Annotated in this window: 17 protein-coding genes, 2 tRNA genes and 3 rRNA genes; 16 read left to right on the top strand and 6 right to left on the bottom strand. The window is 38.1% G+C overall.

The features are described 5' to 3' along the window. Positions 1-26: 26 nt before the first annotated feature. Positions 27-584, bottom strand: a complete 558-nt coding sequence (locus tag LNQ34_RS05980) for an HD domain-containing protein (protein ID WP_202702553.1) — start codon at positions 582-584, stop codon at positions 27-29. Between the two features lie 64 nt (positions 585-648). Continuing rightward, entirely contained in the window at positions 649-1,242 is a 594-nt protein-coding gene (locus LNQ34_RS05975) for a GNAT family N-acetyltransferase (protein ID WP_229998950.1), read from the bottom strand. 219 nt (positions 1,243-1,461) lie between these two features. Here LNQ34_RS05975 and LNQ34_RS05970 point away from each other — a divergent pair, with 219 nt between their 5' ends. Next, positions 1,462-2,802 (top strand): FAD-dependent oxidoreductase, encoded by a 1,341-nt coding sequence (locus LNQ34_RS05970; protein ID WP_229998949.1) that lies wholly within the window; start codon positions 1,462-1,464, stop codon positions 2,800-2,802. 127 nt (positions 2,803-2,929) lie between these two features. On the opposite strand, the gene LNQ34_RS05965 is transcribed toward LNQ34_RS05970, so the two are convergent. Then, positions 2,930-4,447 carry a helicase HerA-like domain-containing protein gene (locus LNQ34_RS05965; protein ID WP_202702550.1) on the bottom strand — a complete coding sequence of 506 codons (1,518 nt, stop codon included), beginning with the start codon at positions 4,445-4,447 and terminating at the stop codon, positions 2,930-2,932. A gap of 379 nt (positions 4,448-4,826) precedes the next feature. Between LNQ34_RS05965 and LNQ34_RS05960 the strand changes: the two genes are divergently transcribed. The 8 genes from LNQ34_RS05960 (at position 4,827) to LNQ34_RS05925 (ending at position 11,311) form a co-directional block, all read left to right on the top strand. After that, the gene (locus LNQ34_RS05960) at positions 4,827-5,651 is read left to right on the top strand and encodes a MotA/TolQ/ExbB proton channel family protein (RefSeq protein ID WP_017496148.1); all 825 of its coding nucleotides are present in this window, start codon (positions 4,827-4,829) and stop codon (positions 5,649-5,651) included. Between the two features lie 52 nt (positions 5,652-5,703). Continuing rightward, a complete protein-coding gene (locus LNQ34_RS05955; RefSeq protein WP_017496147.1) occupies positions 5,704-6,330 on the top strand; it encodes an ExbD/TolR family protein in 627 nt (208 codons plus the stop codon). 19 nt (positions 6,331-6,349) lie between these two features. After that, positions 6,350-6,904, top strand: a complete 555-nt coding sequence (locus LNQ34_RS05950; protein WP_070906549.1) for an ExbD/TolR family protein — start codon at positions 6,350-6,352, stop codon at positions 6,902-6,904. Between the two features lie 38 nt (positions 6,905-6,942). Then, complete coding sequence (locus tag LNQ34_RS05945) at positions 6,943-7,743, top strand: energy transducer TonB (protein ID WP_202702549.1); 801 nt, start codon at positions 6,943-6,945, stop codon at positions 7,741-7,743. Next, on the top strand, positions 7,743-7,973 hold the full coding sequence (locus LNQ34_RS05940; RefSeq protein WP_017496144.1) for a hypothetical protein: 231 nt from the start codon (positions 7,743-7,745) through the stop codon (positions 7,971-7,973). The genes LNQ34_RS05945 and LNQ34_RS05940 overlap by 1 nt, the downstream gene beginning before the upstream one ends. Before the next feature lie 2 nt (positions 7,974-7,975). Continuing rightward, the gene (locus LNQ34_RS05935) at positions 7,976-8,893 is read left to right on the top strand and encodes a PstS family phosphate ABC transporter substrate-binding protein (protein WP_229998948.1); all 918 of its coding nucleotides are present in this window, start codon (positions 7,976-7,978) and stop codon (positions 8,891-8,893) included. A 17-nt stretch (positions 8,894-8,910) separates the two neighbouring features. Further along, on the top strand, positions 8,911-10,578 hold the full coding sequence (locus LNQ34_RS05930; RefSeq protein ID WP_202702547.1) for a tetratricopeptide repeat protein: 1,668 nt from the start codon (positions 8,911-8,913) through the stop codon (positions 10,576-10,578). Positions 10,579-10,678: 100 nt separating this feature from the next. Then, on the top strand, positions 10,679-11,311 hold the full coding sequence (locus tag LNQ34_RS05925) for a 7-carboxy-7-deazaguanine synthase QueE (protein WP_202702546.1): 633 nt from the start codon (positions 10,679-10,681) through the stop codon (positions 11,309-11,311). A gap of 86 nt (positions 11,312-11,397) precedes the next feature. Here the strand turns inward: LNQ34_RS05925 and LNQ34_RS05920 are convergent, their stop codons facing one another. Both LNQ34_RS05920 and LNQ34_RS05915 read right to left on the bottom strand, forming a co-directional pair. Next, positions 11,398-11,943 (bottom strand): YfiT family bacillithiol transferase, encoded by a 546-nt coding sequence (locus LNQ34_RS05920; protein WP_202702545.1) that lies wholly within the window; start codon positions 11,941-11,943, stop codon positions 11,398-11,400. 11 nt (positions 11,944-11,954) lie between these two features. Continuing rightward, positions 11,955-12,662, bottom strand: a complete 708-nt coding sequence (locus LNQ34_RS05915; RefSeq protein WP_229998947.1) for a class I SAM-dependent methyltransferase — start codon at positions 12,660-12,662, stop codon at positions 11,955-11,957. 74 nt (positions 12,663-12,736) lie between these two features. Here LNQ34_RS05915 and LNQ34_RS05910 point away from each other — a divergent pair, with 74 nt between their 5' ends. From LNQ34_RS05910 to rrf, 7 genes are all read left to right on the top strand, one after another. Continuing rightward, positions 12,737-13,231, top strand: coding sequence for a YkgJ family cysteine cluster protein (locus LNQ34_RS05910; protein ID WP_202702543.1), 495 nt, complete (start codon positions 12,737-12,739; stop codon positions 13,229-13,231). A 118-nt stretch (positions 13,232-13,349) separates the two neighbouring features. After that, on the top strand, positions 13,350-14,585 hold the full coding sequence (locus tag LNQ34_RS05905) for an ABC transporter permease (protein ID WP_229998946.1): 1,236 nt from the start codon (positions 13,350-13,352) through the stop codon (positions 14,583-14,585). A 903-nt stretch (positions 14,586-15,488) separates the two neighbouring features. Beyond that, a 16S ribosomal RNA gene (locus LNQ34_RS05900) occupies positions 15,489-17,002 on the top strand. A 126-nt stretch (positions 17,003-17,128) separates the two neighbouring features. Next, positions 17,129-17,202: transfer RNA gene (locus LNQ34_RS05895), tRNA-Ile, on the top strand. A gap of 147 nt (positions 17,203-17,349) precedes the next feature. Then, positions 17,350-17,423: transfer RNA gene (locus tag LNQ34_RS05890), tRNA-Ala, on the top strand. A gap of 188 nt (positions 17,424-17,611) precedes the next feature. Further along, positions 17,612-20,492, top strand: a 23S ribosomal RNA gene (locus LNQ34_RS05885). 179 nt (positions 20,493-20,671) lie between these two features. Then, a 5S ribosomal RNA gene (gene rrf, locus LNQ34_RS05880) occupies positions 20,672-20,781 on the top strand. The 16S, 23S and 5S rRNA genes sit together here with 2 tRNA genes alongside, the layout of an rRNA operon. Before the next feature lie 355 nt (positions 20,782-21,136). On the opposite strand, the gene LNQ34_RS05875 is transcribed toward rrf, so the two are convergent. After that, positions 21,137-21,373 carry a hypothetical protein gene (locus LNQ34_RS05875; RefSeq protein WP_229998945.1) on the bottom strand — a complete coding sequence of 79 codons (237 nt, stop codon included), beginning with the start codon at positions 21,371-21,373 and terminating at the stop codon, positions 21,137-21,139. Positions 21,374-21,802 lie beyond the last annotated feature (429 nt).

Genomic DNA, 21,802 nt, shown 5'->3' with positions numbered 1-21,802 from the left:
GAGATTATGTTTTGATGAGTTGTGACCTACGATTTTTCGACGGTACAATACAGTAAATAATTTTGAATTCTTTCTAAAAGTCTTTTTTCTAAATAAGCGTTACCGCCTTTAAGTGTATTTAGTATTTGTACCGCTTGTTTATGATATTCTCTTATCTTTTCCACACTCCAGTTTTCTGGTGGAACCTGTAAATTAGTTATTCTGTCAGCTAATTTCACAGCCCATACCTCTTTTGATAATGCTTTAATTCGGGCCAGACTGTCGGTCATTCTTTCTTCTTTAGGTATTTTAGAATTCTTGGTTAGTGCCAGGACGGCCTGAGCAATTTCTTCATCAAATTCCGCTGCAAGTTCTTCAAATGTAGTTGCTGTATCTTCAAGAATATCGTGGAGTAATGCAATTTGAATTGCAAATGCAGTATTAAAAGATGTTGTGTTTTGCGAAGCAAATAGAATCTCCATGGTTACATTGCTTAAATGAACAACATACGGTAAATTGGTTCCGGGAATTACTTGATTTTGATCGGCATGTCTTTTGGCAGCAAATTTTAGGGTTCTTTGATAGATCGTCTGCAATTCAGTCATAGATGAGGTACTTTAGAATAAGCTAAAATACCATTTTTCTATCACAATAATTGAGGCGCTTTTCTTATATAAATTCAGGGAAGTAATTCGTTTTAACTGCTTGCCAGTCTTCGGGAATAATACTGTAATAAACGTCATCTTTGCTTTTTCCTTCCGAATCGATATAGTTATTTCTAAAAAGACCTTCTTTAGTTGCTCCTAGTTTTTCAATCGCCCGTTGTGACTTTTTGTTTTCAAGATCAGCACTCAATTGTATTCTTCTAAATTGAATGACTTCAAATCCAAAATTTAACAATTCAAATTTACAGGCTTTGTTTAAACCGGTTCCCTGAAATTTTTCCCCGTACCAGGTCCAGCCAATTTCACACTTCTGACTAGCATGATTCAGGTAACCGTATCTGGTACTTCCTGCAACCCGATTGGTCGTTTTATCAATGATTAAAAAAGGATAACAAAGCCCGGCGGCTTTTTGCTGTAAAGTATTTTGAATGTAATTTTTAAAATCTTTTTCATTGCGAACATACATACCCATGTATTTCCAGATCCCATCATCAAAAATGATTTCTGTGAGTTCTGTATTTCTTTCGCTCTCAAACGGAACTAATAGTACTTTTTCGTTTTCCAGAATAATTTCTGATTGTAAAATTGTGCTGTCCATGATGGGGATATATATTAAGGTAAAACCGAAAGCGAATGTAAGAGTTTAATTTTTTCAGATAAATTGAATAAAATAACATTTTGTTATATTTTTGAATTAACTCTGAATTTTGGCAAAAATCGAAACGGTTGTGAGTCGGTACAGTAAATAATTTATTTATTTTAAAGCTTATGTACAATTATTACTTATTTTTACGATCTTATATTTAGATTTTTCTTGATGCAAACTCCACTAAAAATTGCTGTTGTTGGTTCCGGATTAGTAGGATCACTCTTGTCGATTTATCTTAAAAAAGCAGGTCATACCGTTCATGTTTATGATCGTAGTCCTGATATCCGTAAAATTAATTTCTCAGGCCGTTCTATAAATCTGGCAATGTCAAACCGGGGCTGGAAAACGCTTGATGGTGTTGGTGTTGGAGATGCCGTTCGGGAAATCGCTATCCCAATGGACAAACGTGCCATTCACTTGGTTGATAAACTCAATTTTCAGAACTACGGTCAGGAAGGCGAGTCCATTTATTCCATTTCCAGAGGAACTTTAAACCGGAAAATGATTGATCTTGCAGAAGAAGCCGGTGCAGAATTTCTTTTCGAACAAAAAATCTGGGACGTAACGTTAAATGATGCTACGTTACATATAGGTGAAACCGAAAGAGGAGAGTGGGAAGAGAAAAAATACGATATGGTTTTTGGTGCCGATGGTGCTTTCTCGAGAATACGACACCGAATGCAGCGTCAGAACATGTTCAATTATTCCCAGGAATTTTTGAATATGGGGTACAAAGAACTAAACATTCCGGCAAATGCAGACGCTTCACATAAACTAGACAAGAACTCTTTTCATATATGGCCTCGTGGCGAGTACATGTTAATCGCACTCCCTAATCTCGATGGAAGTTTTACTTGTACTTTGTTTATGCCTTTTGAAGGCGAAAATTCATTTGCATCGCTTAAAGATCGTAAAATGGTTGAAGACTTCTTTTTGAAGAATTTCCCCGACTCGATCGAAGTAATCCCGAAGCTGGCCGAAGATTTCTTTAAAAATCCAACCAGTACTTTGGTAACCATGAAATGTTTTCCGTGGACATACGAAGATAAAATCGCTTTAATCGGAGATGCTTGTCATGCAATTGTTCCCTTTTACGGACAAGGTATGAATGCGGGTTTTGAAGATATCACCGTTTTAAGTGAAATGATCGCAAAGTATGGAGACGACTGGAAGAAAATCTTCTCGGAGTATCAAATTTCACGTAAACCGAATGCCGATGCTATTGCCGAATTGTCTTATCGAAATTTCATGGAGATGAGTACCAAAACGGCCGATGAAAAATTCTTATTGCAAAAGAAAATCGAAAAAGCATTCTCAGACAAACATCCTGATAAATGGATTCCACTTTACAGTCGTGTAACTTTTAGTGATCGCCCGTATTCCGAAGCCCTGGCAATTGGCGATTTTCAAAATGTAATTATGGAACAAGTTTTACGAATAGAAAATATTGAAAACATCTGGAACAGTCCGGAAGTAGAAAATAAGATTCTGGAATTATTGCAAAAATAGATCGATTACAATAGCAATATCAAAAAACAATATCAAAAAGCAATGTCAAAAGTCAATTTAAAATTAGTATTGACATTGCAATTGATTTTTGATATTGACATTGGCATTGCCATTGATTTTTGATAAGTTATTTCTTGAATATTTTTGATAAAACTCCAAAAACACCTCTTATAAAGGTAGCGCTGGTAACCACTTTTAAAACCGATTTGCCAACTACACTTGCTGTACTTGGTTCAGATTTAGATGATTTTGTCGGTGTTTCTTCTTCCTGTTCTGCAGCTGCCTGAGTGGCGTCTTCAATTTTCTTATTCAGAATTTCATAAGCGCTCTCCCGATCAATTTCTTCAAGGTATTTTTTTACGAGTTTCGATTTAGTATTGATTCCTTCAATTTCATCAGCAGTTAAAACATCCATTCGACTCATAGGCGCACGCATCATAGTCGCTACAAGTGGAGTAGGGACTCCCTTTTCATTTAATGCCGTTACCAAAGCCTCTCCAATTCCTAAACTGGTTAGTAACTCATCTGTCTTATAATAAGGAGAAGTTGGATAATTGTCTGCTGTTTTTTTAATCGCCTGACGGTCATTGGCAGTAAAAGCCCTTAGCGCATGCTGAATTTTCAAACCCAATTGTGCCAATACACCACTCGGGACATCCATTGGATTCTGAGTTACAAAATAAATCCCAACTCCTTTAGAACGTATTAGTTTTACAATCGTTTCAATTTGTTCCAGAAGAGCCTTGCTGGCTTCATTAAAAATCAAATGTGCTTCATCAATAAAAATAACCAGCTCAGGTTGCACAACATCTCCTTTTTCCGGCATTTGCTGATAAATCTCAGCCAATAAACTCAGCATAAAAGTCGAGAACAATTTAGGTTTGTCCTGAATATCCGTCAAACGAATAATGTTTACGTAACCCTTACCGTTTTCATCAATTCGCATTAAATCATCAATTTCAAACGAAAGTTCACCAAAGAACAAGTCACCGCCTTGCTGCTCTAATTCTATGATTTTTCTCAGAATCGTTCCTGTGGTTGCGGTTGAAATTTTACCATAATTGGCAGATATTTCATCTTTGCCTTCCTCGGTAATATAATTGAGGACCTTTTTTATATCCTTTAAATCTAAAAGCGGCATTTTATTATCATCGCAATATTTAAAGATAACGGCAACCACACCTGCCTGGGTATCATTCAGGTCTAATATTCGGGAAAACAATACCGGTCCGAACTCCGAAACAGTAGCTCTTAAGCGAACTCCGTTCTGTTTAGAAAGTGACATTAATTCAACAGGAAAAGAAGCTATATTATAAGGTATGTTTATTTTAGCATGACGTTCCGTTATAAAACCTTCTTCTTTACCCTCTTTAGCAATTCCACTAAAGTCACCTTTAATATCCATCATCAAAACAGGAACTCCCACATTTGAAAGCTGCTCAGAGAAAACCTGTATCGTTTTGGTTTTTCCGGTTCCCGTTGCCCCTGCGATCAGCCCGTGGCGGTTTAATGTTTTTAAAGGGATTTTGACATGAGCTTCTCCAAGTGGTTCTCCGTCCAGAATGGCACTTCCGAGAACAATACTGTCGCCCTTTGTAGAATAGCCATTGTTGATATCCTGAATGAAATTGTCTTTTTTATTCATGTTTTTATTTGTAATTTAGATGATTATAAGAGGTTTGCTAGGTTTATTAACATTTTAGGCTGTTTTTCTTTAGTAGGAAAAAACTTTTTTGGGTTAAAAAAAATATAAAAAACAATTTCGCAACTTTTTAAGAAGATATCAATGGAATGTTTGAATATTTACTAAAACGTTGTAATTTTCCCATTATTAGCCCTTATTTTTGTTTTATCTAAAAAATGATATCGGCAATTTAATGAGATATTTTTTAAATTGACGTTAAATTTCCTTCAATTAAATTAAAAAAAGTTTTTTTATTTAAACTAAACGTATAAATTTGCTCCTCTACAAGTTAAATATAACTAAAAAATAAAATTATTTAAAACTATTAAAATTAAAAAAAATGGCAAACGTTAAAGTTAAAAAAGAAAGCACTTCAAACGGAGGAGGAATGATCACTGGAATCATTATTGTAGCGTGTATTTTAGTTGGGGTGTTTATTTGGAAAGTAATCATGGGAGATGCAGCTAACTTTGAAGGTGGAAATCCAGAAACTGGTCACCCTATCAATACATTAGGACAGGTTTATAAAGGAGGTTTTATCGTACCAGTATTATTAGGTATGTTTTTAATGGTTGTTGTTTTTTCTATTGAAAGATTTATTGTTATCGGTAAAGCTGCTGGTAAAGCTAACTTAGATACATTTATGAAAAATGTACAAGGAAGTATTAAAGAAGGAAACATCGAGGCTGCTATCGCTTCATGTGACAAACAACAAGGTTCAGTTGCAAATGCAATTAAATCTGCTTTGATTAAATATCAAGATGTTAAAAAAGAAGGTTTCAACAGTGAAGAAGCTTCAGAAGTAATCCACAAAGAAATCGAAGAGGCAACTTCATTAGAAATGCCAATGTTAGAAAAAAACATGACTATTATCTCTACTTTAGTATCATTAGGAACTTTAGGAGGATTATTAGGAACAGTATCTGGTATGATTAAAGCGTTTGGTGCGTTAGCTTCTGCTGGAACTCCAGACCAGGCTGCTCTTGCAACAGGTATTTCTGAGGCACTTATCAACACTGCAACAGGTATCTCTACTTCAATCTTAGCGATCGTTTCTTACAACTTCTTTACTGCTAAAATTGATGATTTAACTTACTCTATCGATGAGGCTGGTACTACAATCGTAAATACTTACAGAAGATTCAGAGGAAGTTTGAAACAATAATTAATTTTTGATATTATATAATTAATTATTTATCAAAATAAAATAAAAGAGAATGGCTAAAATAAAAATGAAAAAAAAGTCAACATCGACAGATATGACTGCCATGTGTGATGTTGCGTTCCTTTTGCTTACGTTCTTTATTTTGACCGCTACTGCTAAGGTGCCAGAAGCACTTCCTGTAGACATGCCTTCTTCTACTGTTCAAAGTAAATTACCAGATTCTGATTTGGCAATTATTACGATAGGTAAAGGAGCAGACGGAAAAAGCAAAGTGTTTTTTGATATCAAAGGAAGAGAGATTCGTAAAAGAACTCTTGAAGGAATGGGAGCTAAATTTGGTGTGACTTTCTCAGAAGATGATAAAACTAAATTTGCCTTAATGGATGACTTCGGTGTACCAGTAGCAAATTTGAAACAAATTATCGCTATGAAAGCTGCGGATAGAGTGAAAGCTGATCAACCTGGAATTCCAATTGATTCTTTAGACAATCAATTAAAAGAATGGCTTTTGGTTTCAAGAAGAGCCGCAATTGACCTTGATGATAAAGAATTGCAGATTGCGATCAAAGGTGACGCTAAAGAGCAGTATCCACAAATCAAAAAGATTATGGATATTTTACAAGATCAAAAAATCAATTCCTTTAACTTAGTTACAGGTATGAGAGGAAAAGACTTTTAATTAAAAAAGATACACTAAAATGGCTGAATTAAATACCGGCGACGGTGGTGGCGGAAAAGGTGGTAAAGTAAGAAGTAAAAAGCAAAACTCGAAAGTCGATTTAACGGCGATGGTAGATTTGGCATTCTTATTGATCACATTCTTTATGTTAACCACATCGTTGTCAAAACCTCAATCGATGGATTTGTCTTTACCAGATAAAGATCCAGACGATAAGACACCTCCAGTTAAAGTTGATGAGAATCGTACAATGACTGTTATGATGGGGGAAAACAATAAAATGGTATATTATATGGGATTATTGGCAACACCTAAGGTTGGGCCTAAAGATATTGCATATGGTAAGGATGGTATTCGTAAGGAGTTATTGAAGCAAAAGAAAGAAGTATTAGCTTATTCTGCTGCTTTAGGAAAACCTAAGAATGGAATTATAGTTATCATTAAGCCAACTAAAAAAGCAACTTACCGCAATTTAGTTGATATGTTGGATGAGATGGCTATCACTGGAGTAGATACTTATGCTATCGTTCCTGAGTTTTCACCTGAGGAAACAAAATTGATTGATAAACAATAAGGGTTGTCTTTTTTTGAACCTCCTAATAATCAAGAAAAATGAAATTAGATATAATTAAAAATCAGTGGCTTGATATCGTATTCGAAGGGCGTAATAAGATATATGGTGCATATGAGTTAAGAAAATCGAACGGTAAGACGACTGTAAAGTCTCTTATTATTGGATCGGTTATTTTTAGCTTTGCTGTAGCAGCTCCTCTTATTGCAAGCTTACTTCCAGATTCTAGTGAAGAAGATGTGAATAATGATATCAAGATAGCGACAGTAAAATTACCTCCTAAAAAAGAGGAAGTAAAGCCAAACCAACCGCCACCACCACCACCACCACCAAAAGTGGATCAGGTGAAGTTCGTGAAACCGGTCGTTGCTAAGGCAAATGAAGTTACTGAAGATCCTCCGAAAATTGAGGAACTTAAAGATAAAAAAGTTGGTAACGAAACCATCAAAGGAGATCCGGATGCAGTTTTAACTGTTGATGAGCCAGTTGGTAAAGGACCAGTTACAGAGATCATTGCAGAAGATAACAACGTTTATAATACTGCAGGTATCGAAGTAAAACCAGATTTCCCAGGAGGAATTGAGAAATTCTACAAATTCGTAGGAAACAATTACAAGACTCCGGAAGAAGAAGGTTTAAAAGGTAAAGTTTATGTTACTTTTGTAGTTGAAAAAGACGGTTCATTAACCGACATTAAAGTTTTAAGGGATATCGGTTACGGTACAGGAGCAGAAGCAATTCGTGTTCTTAAAAAGTGTCCAAAATGGACTCCCGGCGAGCAAAATGGTAAAAAAGTTAGGGTACTTTACTCTCTGCCTATTACTATTCAATCTGCAGAATAATGTTAAAAGGTATACTTAATAATATTCAGAAGAAATCGCTCAAAGAGCGATTTCTTCTTGTTTTAGGAATACTGTTCTTTTTAATATATCTTGTACTCGGTTTAATGATCATGTTTTGGGAGAAACTTCCGCTAAATATGGAGCAAAAGTATAGATATGCTTTTGGAGGATTATTGATAGTGTATTCGGCCATTCGTTTTTTGAGATTAATTAATTCAAACGCAGAATAATTATGTTAAAGTATAGTAAGATTGCAGGCTTGGTTGTTTTTGTTTTTTTGTTTGCCATGTGCAACCAAAAAAGTAAAAACGATAAGGAAACAATTTTAAAAGGAGCAATCGACATTACTGTCGATGAAACTGTAAAACCTATTGTGGACGATCAGGTTGCTGTCTTTGAAGGAACTTACTACGATGCAAAGATTACGGTAAAACCTAAGTCAGAAGCTGAGCTTATAAATGATTTGCTCAATCAGAAAGCTGCAGTAGTGGTGACAACAAGAGATTTGACTAAAGAAGAATTGGCTAAATTCGAAAAAAGTAAAATAAAACCCAGAGTTACCCCTTTTGCGACAGATGCAATAGCTTTTATTTCGAACAAAGGCAATAATGATACATTAATAGCGTTGAAAACGGTAATCGATTTTATGCAGGGCAAACCTGATGCAAGAATTAAAGGACTGGTGTTTGATAATCCAAATTCAAGTACCGTACGTTATATGAAAGAATTGGCTAAAGTTAAAGATGTTCCTGTAAAAGGAGTGTTTTCTTTTAAAACGAACGATGAAGTTATTAAATTTGTATCTGAGAATGATGGTATGATTGGGGTAGTTGGTGTAAACTGGCTTTCTCAACCGTCACCAAAAATGGCAGAAGTGCTTAAGAGAATAAATGTGATGAGTGTTAAGGGATTAAACAGTAATCAATATTACAGCCCAACTCAGAATGATCTTGCAGAAGTGAAATACCCTTTGGCACGTGATTTGTTTATCATAAATTGCCAGGGTTATTCTGGCTTAGGAATGGGATTTGCATCCTTTATTGCCGGCGATATTGGACAGAGGATAGTTTTGAAATCAGGGTTGTTACCGGTTAGAACTCCTGGAAGAAAGCTTAAAATAAGGAATCAAATAGTAAAAGATAAAGAATAAATTAATTACAATTAGAGATGAATAAATTTAAAATTTTTAGTCTTGCCTTAGTTGCTTCAGCTACTGTAGTAAAAGCGCAAGATATCAAAGAAGCTAAAAAAGCAATCGATGCTGAGCAATTTCAAAAAGCAAAGTCATTGCTAAAATCAATCATCAAAGCAAAGCCTTCTGATGGAGAAGCTAATTTTGTTTTAGGTAATGTGTATTTAAATCAGGCAATCATTGATTCTGCTAAAATTTATTATGCAAATGGTTTACAGGCATCAGATAAGAAAAACTTAAATTATATTGGATTAGGTCAGTTAGATCTTGATGCGAAGAATGCTGCTGCAGCTCAGGCAAATTTTGCTTTAGCTACAAAAGATATGAAACGTAAAGATGTAGAGGAATTTATTTACATTGGTAGAGCTTACATGAATTCTTCTACACCTGATTATACAAATGCTATAGCTGTTTTGAAGCGTGCGTTGGTAATTGATCCTCAAAATGCAACGGCACTTTTAGCTATTGGTGATGCATACTACGGAGCAAACAATCAAAACGATGCTTACAAGGCATACCGTGATGCGTTTACAGCTGATCCAACACTTTTAAGAGCAAAAATGCAACTAGGAGTTTTATTAAAAGGGGCTAAATCTTATGATGAAGCAATTAAATCTTTTAATGAAGTTATTGCTTTGAGTGCTAATTATGGTCCGGTTTACAGAGAGTTAGCGGAGACTTATTATAAATGGGGAAGAAATAAACCATCTACTTCTAAAGTTAACATGCAAAATGCAATTACAAACTACGAGAAGTACTTAAATCTTACGGATTACTCTTTAGACTCTAAAATGCGTCACGCAGATTTCTTGATCTTGGTTAAAGATTACAAAAGTTTAGAGACTGTTGCAAACAAAATGATTGCTGAGGATAAGGTAAATCCTAGAATTTTCAGATATTTAGGTTATGCTGCTTTTGAGAATGGAAATGTTGATGTAGCAATCAAATCTATTGAAGATTATATCAAAGTGCCTTCTAACAAAGTAATTGGTAGAGATTATTTGTATTTAGGTTTGTCTAAGATTAAAAAAGGAACCGCAGCTGACGGAACTGTTGATCAGACTTCTTTTGATGCTGGTGTAGCTGATATCAAAAAAGCGATCGAACTAGAGCCTTTGGTGGTTGAGGAATTATCTGATTTAGGAAAAGCTTTGTTCGGGAAAAAACAATTTGCTCAGGCTGCTACTGTTTTAGAGCTTGGAACAACGAACAAAGAGTCTAAAAACTACTTAGATGATAATATTTACTACGGTATTTCTCTTTATTATGCTAACGCAAATAAAACAAATGGAGCTGCAGATGCTGTAGCTTTAGGAAAAGCGGATGTTGCTTTTGACAGAATCTTAGAAGCTTCTCCAACTTATAATGAGGCTTACTTGTACAAAGGTAGAATCAACAACTTGTTAGAAAAAGATGATTTAATCATTAAAAACTACGAAGAGTACGTAACAAGAATTACGGCAAAAGGTGCTGAAGAATTGGCTAAGCCGGCTACAGTTAAAAAAGTTGTAGAAGCTTACAATAGTATCGGTGCTAGTTATGCAAATACTGATAAAGCAAAAGCAATTGAGTATTTCAATAAGAGTTTAGCTTTAGATCCTGCAAATGCTTACGCTGCACAATCTGTAAAAGCTTTGAAATAATATAAATTTACAGTCAAATATAAAGCCGGTAGTTTCTTTAAACTATCGGTTTTTTTTGTTCCGTATTTAATTGACTATCTTTGCACTTTAAAATCGAATAATGTTATCAAAAGAAATACAATTAGAAGTAAATAAAGGAGCGATGTTGCCTTTGATGGAAGAATTTTATACCATTCAGGGAGAAGGTTTTCATACCGGGACTGCTGCTTACTTTATACGAATTGGAGGCTGCGATGTGGGTTGTCACTGGTGTGATGTGAAGGAAAGTTGGAATGCTGAGTTACATCCGCCAACTAGTATTGATTTAATTGTAAATAATGCATCAAGTCTGGCTGATACTGTTGTGATTACAGGTGGTGAGCCTTTAACTTGGGATATGAGTTTATTGACTCAACAGTTGAAGGATAAAAACATGAAAGTTCATATCGAGACCTCGGGAGCTTATCCGTTATCGGGTACTTGGGACTGGATTTGTCTTTCGCCTAAAAAAAATAAGCTGCCTACTCAAACGGTGTATGACAACGCACATGAGTTGAAAGTAATTATCTATAACAAACACGATTTTATTTTTGCAGAAGAACAAGCCGAGCTGGTAAATGACAACGCAATTTTGTTCCTTCAGCCAGAATGGAGCAAAAAAGAAGAAATGACGCCTCTGATTGTGGACTATGTGATGAACAACCCAAAATGGAGAGTTTCGCTTCAAACGCATAAATATTTAAATATTCCTTAAGGGGTATAAACAAAAAATCTCTTCAATTGAAGAGATTTTTTGTTTCTGGTAAATAGTATACACTGTGTAAAAAAGAAACATCAGATTTAGATCCAATTTTTAGTGTTCTTTAAATTTGTTATATGGGCCAGATGATGGCTGCTGTGCCAGGCATACATTCCAATGATTTGTTTGATTAGATATTCAGAGTTGTTTTCGGGATGAATAAATGATTTGTTTAAATCTTGTGGACTTAGATTTTTCATGATATAAGCCAGTCTGTAATGTAATCCTTCCAGTAATTGTAAGGTTGGTTGGATGGGCATGGTTAGATTGTCCTGTAATTCCGACCATAGTTTTTCATCATAAGCTTTTATTACAGGATTATTTTCAGTCAAAGCCCATTTTATTCTGATATAACAGTTCATGTGACTTTCGGCGCAATGATGAATTACTTGACGTACAGTCCACCCGTCCGGACGATAAGGAGTGTCTAGTTGTTCGTCGGTTAAATGAATTGTTTCTTTTTTTAATCTTTCAGGAAAAGATGCAATGATGGCGATACTATCAGAAATGTACTCCGAGGTATAATCTGTTGGGGTTTTAAACTTTCCGATTGGATATTTTAGTATTTCTAAATCTGTTTCGTTCATGTTTTGGTGTTTTATAAAGAAAGTTTAGCTAAATAATCGTAGTGGTCGCCTTCCAGGATAAGTTCACATTTTAATCCATTTGCAGTAGCAGCATTTTGAAGAGTATTGTAATCAAGGTATAACCAGTCGAAGGGTTCTTCTTTCTCGCCTTTATAAGAAATGTTGAACACAAGCTCTCCGTAATAATTATTATGAGATGGGATCCATTTTCCGCCATCTTCATCTTCGTCAAACATGTAGATAATGTCTGAGCTGTCGAGTAAAATTTGTCCGCCCGGGTTGAGAAGTGTTTTTAGTTTAGAAAGATACTTGTTGCAATTGTCTAGTTTGCCAAAAATTCCGACTCCATTCATTAGTAAAATGATCGTATCGAATTTTTCCCCTTCAAAATCCAGAATATTTTTGACTATAGCATTTTTGACTCCGCGAAGCTTACAGGTTTCGATTGCATTTTTTGAAATGTCAATTGAAACAAGCTCCAGATTTCTGTCATTTTGTAAAGATAAGCTATGGCTTCCGGCTCCGCAGCCTACGTCCAGAGTTTTTCCGAAGGCTAATTGCAGTGCTTTTTGTTCGAGTTTAGGCATTTCATTGTACGAACGGAATAAATAATCCACGCTCATTTCATCTTCTTCAGAAATCGAAGTTTCAGTGATAATATTCTCAGGTGAATTATGGGTTTGGAAATCGTACATGGCTTTCCCGAAAAGATCTTTCATTGTATTTTAGTTCAAAGTTTAAGGTTACAAGTTTAAAGTTGTTTAATTTTGCAGTTCAACTTTAAATCTTAAACTTGAAGCAAATTTTAAATAACTTAAATAAGTTAGCCAAAGATAAGCATATCGAAAACAAAAAGTATTTCGATAAGCTTAAAAAGAAACAGCCAAAGAATTTGGATTATGTGATGCAGGATTTGCATGACACCGAATTTAAAAAAACAGACTGCTTACAATGCGCGAATTGCTGCAAAACTACGGGCCCTTTGTTTACTTTGGCTGATATCGAAAGGATTTCGAAATCATTCCGACAAAAGCCGCAGCAATTTATCGAACAATATCTCAGAATTGATGAGGACAAAGATTATGTTTTAAAAAGTGTTCCTTGTACTTTTTTGGATAATGAAAATTATTGTATGATTTATGATGTTCGTCCGAAAGCATGCAGAGAATTTCCACATACAGATCGTAAAAAGTTTCATCAGATAGCGGACTTAACATTGAAGAATGTTGCTATTTGTCCTGCAGCATATAATATAGTGGAGGAAATGAAGAAAAAGCTTCCTTTGTAACCTTCTAAACATTTGATAATTGTTCTTAGAAGCAATTCATTTTTGCTTTTTAAAATGTACTTTTGATTCGAATGAACCGGAAACGGATGTAATTAATAATTTCAAGACAACATAAAATTTGAGTTTAGAATATTTCATAGCTAAAAGGCTAATTACTGCAAAAGATTTTAAGAGCAGTATTTCGGCGCCTATTATTAAAATTGCTATTTCGGCCATTGCTATTGGTATGATAATGATGATCGTTTCTGTTGCGACAGGGATTGGTCTTCAGAAAAAAATAAGGGATAAAGTTTCAGCTTTTAACGGGCAGATTATAATTTCAAACTACGATAATAACAATTCTGATGTTACTTTAATTCCTATTTCTAAAAAACAGGAGTTTTATCCTGAATTTAAATCAGTTCCTGAGGTGAGTCATATTCAGGCAATCGCTAGTAAAGCTGGAATTATCAGGACAGAGAATTCTTTTGAAGGTATAATCTTCAAAGGAGTCGGAGCGGATTACGACTGGAAAAATATAGAAGAGTATTTGGTGGAAGGAAGGTTACCTGATTTTTCAGCTGCTTTAAACGAAGATGTTCTGATTTCAAAATTCCTTGCAGATCGGCTTCATCTTAAAGTAGGTGATAATTTTAATACTTTTTTTATCAAAGAAGAACAAGGGAAAATGCCTAATAGCCGCCGATTCAGGATAGCGGGTGTTTTTAGTTCCGGTTTTCAGGATTTTGACGCCACCTATATATTGGGGGATATTAGACATATTCAAAGAATTAATAAATGGAGTCCCAATCAGGTTGGTGCTTTTGAGGTATTCATCAATGACTTTGATGCTATTAAAACAACGGGAGAAAAAATCTACGATCAAACATCGTCTAATCTGGATACCAAAACAATAATAGAGAAGTATAGTTATATATTTGATTGGTTGCAGCTTTTCGATTTTAATATCATAGTAATATTAGGGGTAATGATATTGGTGGCTACCATTAACATGGTTGTGGCGCTATTGGTTTTGATTTTGGAGCGTACTCAGATGATTGGGATTTTAAAAGCACTGGGAGCCAATAACTGGATGGTTCGTAAAGTGTTTTTATATAACGCGTTCTATTTGATTGTGCGGGGATTGTTTTGGGGGAATTTAATTGGTATTGCTTTGTTGTTAATTCAACAGCAGTTTGGAGTGATTCGCTTAAATCCTGAAAATTACTATGTAAATCAGGCTCCGGTCTATTTTAATATTTGGCATATTATTTTATTGAATTTGCTTACGGTCGGGGTTTGTTTTGTAGTGCTATTGATTCCTTCCTATATAATCACAAAGATTTCTCCGGTTAAAGCTATTCGTTTCGAGTAATTGTATTGTTCTGGAGTGTGTATACAACCCGACAGGTTTTCAAAACCTGTCGGGTTTGTTTTTTTACTACCTATATATAAAGAGTGATTCTGTCCAGCTGAGCGAAAATGCAAGAAAAGTAGTTTCTGTCCGGCTGAGCGAATTCGAAGCTTGGTATTTGAGATTCTATACTATATATAAAGAGTGATTTTGTCCAGCTGAGCGAAGTCGAAGCCTTTATCCGTTACTATCGGGGCTAGGGCATGGGTTTTCAAAGGAAAGATCGGTCATAAAACAAAAACTTCGCGCCTTTGCGTCATTGCGAGATTAGTAAAAACCCAGTAAAAATGGGGCTTTGTATCTAAGAGTTTCATTTGAAAGAAGAAAAATCTTTCAAACCTGAAAATGGTTTAATTTGTAAAAGAGGTGTTATCAGACTGTTAAGAGAGAGTTTAAAAAAAGATTAAAAATAAGTTTAGAAAAAGCTTGTGAAAGCGGATAAAGTGACTACTTTTGCACCCGCAACAGCGATAAACGTTCACCGAAATACTGACAAGCAAACGAATTAAGACGAAAAGAAATTTTCAAAAAAAGATTCCAAAAAGCTTGCGAGATTCGAAAACGGGTATTACATTTGCACCCCGCAAAACATGGGAAGTTCATTGAAAGATTGGTTAGGAGGGAAGTTAAAAACGAAAAGAAATTTTCTAAAAAAAACTTCAAAAAACTCTTGCCGATTAGAAATAAGTTTTCTACTTTTGCACCCGCTTTGAGAGACAAGCGAAACAATAAAAAGAACACGTTCGTAGACATATTGAATTGACAGCCGTTTCGATGAAAATCGGAACAAAAGAATAAGAGTAATAGAATCGTAAGATTCGAAAAGAACCGATAGATATTCATCGCAATATAATATAAAAATATACGATGAAGAGTTTGATCCTGGCTCAGGATGAACGCTAGCGGCAGGCTTAACACATGCAAGTCGAGGGGTATATGTCTTCGGATATAGAGACCGGCGCACGGGTGCGTAACGCGTATGCAATCTACCTTTTACAGAGGGATAGCCCAGAGAAATTTGGATTAATACCTCATAGCATAGCAGTCTCGCATGAGATCACTATTAAAGTCACAACGGTAAAAGATGAGCATGCGTCCCATTAGCTAGTTGGTAAGGTAACGGCTTACCAAGGCTACGATGGGTAGGGGTCCTGAGAGGGAGATCCCCCACACTGGTACTGAGACACGGACCAGACTCCTACGGGAGGCAGCAGTGAGGAATATTGGACAATGGGCGCAAGCCTGATCCAGCCATGCCGCGTGCAGGATGACGGTCCTATGGATTGTAAACTGCTTTTGTACGAGAAGAAACACCCCGACGTGTCGGGACTTGACGGTATCGTAAGAATAAGGATCGGCTAACTCCGTGCCAGCAGCCGCGGTAATACGGAGGATCCAAGCGTTATCCGGAATCATTGGGTTTAAAGGGTCCGTAGGCGGTTTAGTAAGTCAGTGGTGAAAGCCCATCGCTCAACGGTGGAACGGCCATTGATACTGCTAAACTTGAATTATTAGGAAGTAACTAGAATATGTAGTGTAGCGGTGAAATGCTTAGAGATTACATGGAATACCAATTGCGAAGGCAGGTTACTACTAATGGATTGACGCTGATGGACGAAAGCGTGGGTAGCGAACAGGATTAGATACCCTGGTAGTCCACGCCGTAAACGATGGATACTAGCTGTTGGAAGCAATTTCAGTGGCTAAGCGAAAGTGATAAGTATCCCACCTGGGGAGTACGTTCGCAAGAATGAAACTCAAAGGAATTGACGGGGGCCCGCACAAGCGGTGGAGCATGTGGTTTAATTCGATGATACGCGAGGAACCTTACCAAGGCTTAAATGTAGTTTGACCGGTTTGGAAACAGATCTTTCGCAAGACAAATTACAAGGTGCTGCATGGTTGTCGTCAGCTCGTGCCGTGAGGTGTCAGGTTAAGTCCTATAACGAGCGCAACCCCTGTTGTTAGTTGCCAGCGAGTGAAGTCGGGAACTCTAACAAGACTGCCAGTGCAAACTGTGAGGAAGGTGGGGATGACGTCAAATCATCACGGCCCTTACGCCTTGGGCTACACACGTGCTACAATGGCCGGTACAGAGAGCAGCCACTGGGTGACCAGGAGCGAATCTATAAAACCGGTCACAGTTCGGATCGGAGTCTGCAACTCGACTCCGTGAAGCTGGAATCGCTAGTAATCGGATATCAGCCATGATCCGGTGAATACGTTCCCGGGCCTTGTACACACCGCCCGTCAAGCCATGGAAGCTGGGGGTGCCTGAAGTCGGTGACCGCAAGGAGCTGCCTAGGGTAAAACTGGTAACTAGGGCTAAGTCGTAACAAGGTAGCCGTACCGGAAGGTGCGGCTGGAACACCTCCTTTCTAGAGCCTTAATGTTAGCCTAGTGCACGTTAAGGAAAAAAGATGATTATTTATGGGTCTCTGAATTGGAGATTGTATTACTCTTGCTGTTAATTTAAAAAAATGAAAAGAATTAAGTAAAAACAGAGTCTCGTAGCTCAGCTGGTTAGAGTACTACACTGATAATGTAGGGGTCGGCAGTTCGAGTCTGCCCGGGACTACTTTTTAAAACAATTGACAATTGATAATTAACAATTGATAATTAATAACTAAAAAGACTGTAAGTTTAATTTAAAAGGAAATTTTAGAGGTTGAGTGACCGTTTTAAGTACTGTTAACTGAGAACTGTTAACTGACAACTAAAAAATGGGGGATTAGCTCAGCTGGCTAGAGCGCCTGCCTTGCACGCAGGAGGTCAACGGTTCGACTCCGTTATTCTCCACTAAGGGCTATAAGCTATAAGCTGTAGGCCGTAAGCTAAAAAGCTTAAAGCGTATTGCTTAAAGCCTAAAGCGAAACAAAGTTCATTGACATATTGAGATAAGAAAATAATAAGAAAGTAGAAAGCGTTTTTTGTTATTCGTAACAAAAGACAAAGAAAAACGGTCTTGTTTTATAGCAAGATTGGTACAATAAGCAAAATAAGGGCGTATGGGGGATGCCTAGGCTCTCAGAGGCGAAGAAGGACGTGATAAGCTGCGAAAAGCTACGGGGACGAGCACACATCGATTGATCCGTAGATATCCGAATGGGGCAACCCACTATGTTGAAGACATAGTACACCGATAGGTGGGCAAACCCGCTGAACTGAAACATCTAAGTAGGCGGAGGAGAAGAAAACAAAAGTGATTCCGTAAGTAGTGGCGAGCGAACGCGGATTAGCCCAAACCAATGATGTTACGGCATTGTTGGGGTTGTAGGACCACGACATTTTATGTACAAGGAACCAGAATCGACTGGAAAGTCGAGCCATAGAGAGTGATAGCCTCGTATGGGTAACAAGTATAATAGATAGTGGTATCCTGAGTAGGGCGGGGCACGTGAAACCCTGTCTGAATTTGGCGGGACCATCCGCTAAGGCTAAATACTCCTGAGAGACCGATAGTGAACCAGTACCGTGAGGGAAAGGTGAAAAGAACCGTGAATAACGGAGTGAAATAGATCCTGAAACCATACGCTTACAAGCGGTCGGAGCCCTTTAGTGGGGTGACGGCGTGCCTTTTGCATAATGAGCCTACGAGTTAACGTTGCTGGCAAGGTTAAGTGATTAAGTCACGGATCCGTAGCGAAAGCGAGTCTGAATAGGGCGCTTTAGTCAGTAGTGTTAGACGCGAAACCGTGTGATCTACCCATGGGCAGGATGAAGCGCTGGTAACACAGTGTGGAGGTCCGAACCGGTTGACGTTGAAAAGTCTTCGGATGACCTGTGGGTAGGGGTGAAAGGCCAATCAAACTCGGAAATAGCTCGTACTCCCCGAAATGCATTTAGGTGCAGCGTTATTTTAGTTATATAGAGGTAGAGCTACTGATTGGATGCGGGGGCTTCACCGCCTACCAATTCCTGACAAACTCCGAATGCTATATAATGATTGATAACAGTGAGGGCTTGGGTGCTAAGGTCCAAGTCCGAGAGGGAAAGAACCCAGACCATCAGCTAAGGTCCCCAAATATATGCTAAGTTGAAAGAACGAGGTTTGTCTGCCCAGACAGCTAGGATGTTGGCTTGGAAGCAGCCATTCATTTAAAGAGTGCGTAACAGCTCACTAGTCGAGCGGACGAGCATGGATAATAATCGGGCATAAGCATATTACCGAAGCTATGGATTTTGTAGTAATACAAAGTGGTAGGGGAGCATTCTAACAGGGTTGAAGGTGTATCGTAAGGTATGCTGGACTGGTTAGAAAAGAAAATGTAGGCATAAGTAACGATAATGCGGGCGAGAAACCCGCACACCGAAAAACTAAGGTTTCCACAGCTATGCTAATCAGCTGTGGGTTAGTCTGGTCCTAAGGCGAACCCGAAAGGGACAGTCGATGGCCAACGGGTTAATATTCCCGTACTACTAATTACTGTGATGGGGTGACGGAGTGATGAAAGCGCCGCGAACTGACGGAATAGTTCGTTGAAGTACCTAGCTATATTCTCTATAGGCAAATCCGTAGAGAATGGTGAAATACGATAGTACTCGGAGTCTTCGGACAAAGAGATAGTGCGCCTAAGGGCTTCCAAGAAAAACCTCTAAACTTCAGGTAATTAGTACCAGTACCGTAAACCGACACAGGTAGTTGAGGAGAGAATCCTAAGGTGCTCGAGAGATTCATGGCTAAGGAATTAGGCAAAATAGACCCGTAACTTCGGGAGAAGGGTCGCCCCGAGTAATCGGGGCCGCAGTGAAGAGGTCCAGGCGACTGTTTATCAAAAACACAGGGCTCTGCAAAATCGTAAGATGAAGTATAGGGCCTGACACCTGCCCGGTGCTGGAAGGTTAAGAGGAGATGTTATCTTCGGAGAAGCATTGAATTGAAGCCCCAGTAAACGGCGGCCGTAACTATAACGGTCCTAAGGTAGCGAAATTCCTTGTCGGGTAAGTTCCGACCTGCACGAATGGTGTAACGATCTGGACACTGTCTCAGCCATGAGCTCGGTGAAATTGTAGTAACGGTGAAGATGCCGTTTACCCGCAGTGGGACGAAAAGACCCTGTGCACCTTTACTATAGCTTAGTATTGACCTTGGATAAATGATGTGTAGGATAGGTTGGAGACTGTGAAGTGGCGTCGCCAGGCGTTGTGGAGTCATTGTTGAAATACAACCCTTTGTTTATCTGAGGCCTAACTCTTCGATGAAGAGGACAGTGCTTGGTGGGTAGTTTGACTGGGGTGGTCGCCTCCAAAAGAGTAACGGAGGCTTCTAAAGGTTCCCTCAGTACGCTTGGTAACCGTGCGTAGAGTGCAATGGCATAAGGGAGCTTGACTGAGAGACATACAGGTCGATCAGGTACGAAAGTAGAGCATAGTGATCCGGTGGTTCCGCATGGAAGGGCCATCGCTCAAAGGATAAAAGGTACGCCGGGGATAACAGGCTGATCTCCCCCAAGAGCTCATATCGACGGGGGGGTTTGGCACCTCGATGTCGGCTCGTCACATCCTGGGGCTGGAGAAGGTCCCAAGGGTTGGGCTGTTCGCCCATTAAAGTGGCACGCGAGCTGGGTTCAGAACGTCGTGAGACAGTTCGGTCTCTATCTACTGTGGGCGTTAGAAATTTGAGTGGATCTGATTCTAGTACGAGAGGACCGAATTGGACAAACCTCTAGTGTATCTGTTGTCCCGCCAGGGGCACCGCAGAGTAGCTACGTTTGGAAGGGATAAGCGCTGAAAGCATATAAGCGCGAAACCCACCACAAGATGAGATTTCTTTTAAGGATCGTGGAAGATGACCACGTTGATAGGCTATAGATGTAAAGGCAGTAATGTCATAGTCGAGTAGTACTAATAATCCGTAAGCTTATGTACGCACTTTTCCTCCCGATGCAAATCGGGAGGAGAGAACTTTCTTAACAAAAAAACTTATTTGTTTCTTTATCTCAGTATGTTAAAATATTGTCCGCACGCGGAAAGTGACTAGTGAAGAGTGACTAGTAAAGAGTCTAAGGACTAATTACTAAGGGCTAATAACTAATTACTAATGACCTTAAGGTGGTTATTGCGGCGGGGCTCACCTCTTCCCATCCCGAACAGAGAAGTTAAGCCCGCCTGCGCAGATGGTACTGCAGTTATGTGGGAGAGTATGTCGTCGCCTTTCTTTTAAGAACCCTATCCAAATCGGATAGGGTTTTTTGTTTTATAACGTTTTTTAAATCCTTGCGTGCTTTGCGTAAATCGTCGCGCTCTTTGTGGTTGAAAATAGTACGCGGATGATACGGATTCGCCAGGCGAAAACGCGGATTGAAACGGATTTTTTATTGGATTCAAATTGCTTTTGCCCTTTCAGGGCGAAAATGACATTATTTTTATTTATTTCATGGCGCTTTGCACCATGCTCTTTGCTTTTGGGCTTTCAGCCCTTTTTTCTTGTGTGCTTTGCGTAAACCTTCGCGCTCTTTGCGGTTAAAAAAATAGCACATGGATGAAACGGATTGGCCAGGCGAAAACGAGGATCAAAACGGATTTTTTTTTTTTTTTTTTTTTTTTTTGATTTGTAGAGGTGAAAATTGCTTTTGCCCTTTCAAGGCGAAAATGACATTATTTTTATTTATTTCATAGTGCTTTGCACCATGCTCTTTGCTTTTGGGGCCTTCAGCCCTTTTTTCTTTGCGTAAACCTTCGCGGACTTTGCGGTTAAAAAATAATAGCACGCGGATGGTACGGGTTCGCCAGGTGAAAACGCGGATCAAAACGGATTTTTTTTGATTTGCAGAAATGAAAATTGCTTTTGCCTTTTCAGGGCGATAGTTGCTGCTTATTTTGGTTCATATGTAGTGCCTCGCATCATGCGCTCTGCTCTTTGGAAGGGTGGAATAAAACTTTTGAATTGCTCGAACTTCATTGGTTTGTAAATTCGAATCTCTGTAGCCTGCTTTTGTTTTTGTTAAATTGTTTCCTGATGGCAATAAGTTGAATTGTGAATGATAAATGTCTTCTAGGTGTAAATGAGTATCGGTTTAGTGTTTTCTCGGTTTTTTAGGTTGAATCTTTATTATGGTTGCTTTTTTTAAAGATCGAGATTGGAGTGGTTTTTAATTTGCTGTGTTTGTTTCGAGATGGTTTTAGTAGTTGTTTGGGGTGTAAAGCTGTTAGGGCAGGTGAGGTTGTCATTGTTTGTG

This window comes from Flavobacterium lipolyticum (genome assembly GCF_020905335.1).
Classification (GTDB): Bacteria; Bacteroidota; Bacteroidia; order Flavobacteriales; family Flavobacteriaceae; genus Flavobacterium; species Flavobacterium lipolyticum.
This window is presented reverse-complemented; position numbering and strand designations above follow the sequence as displayed.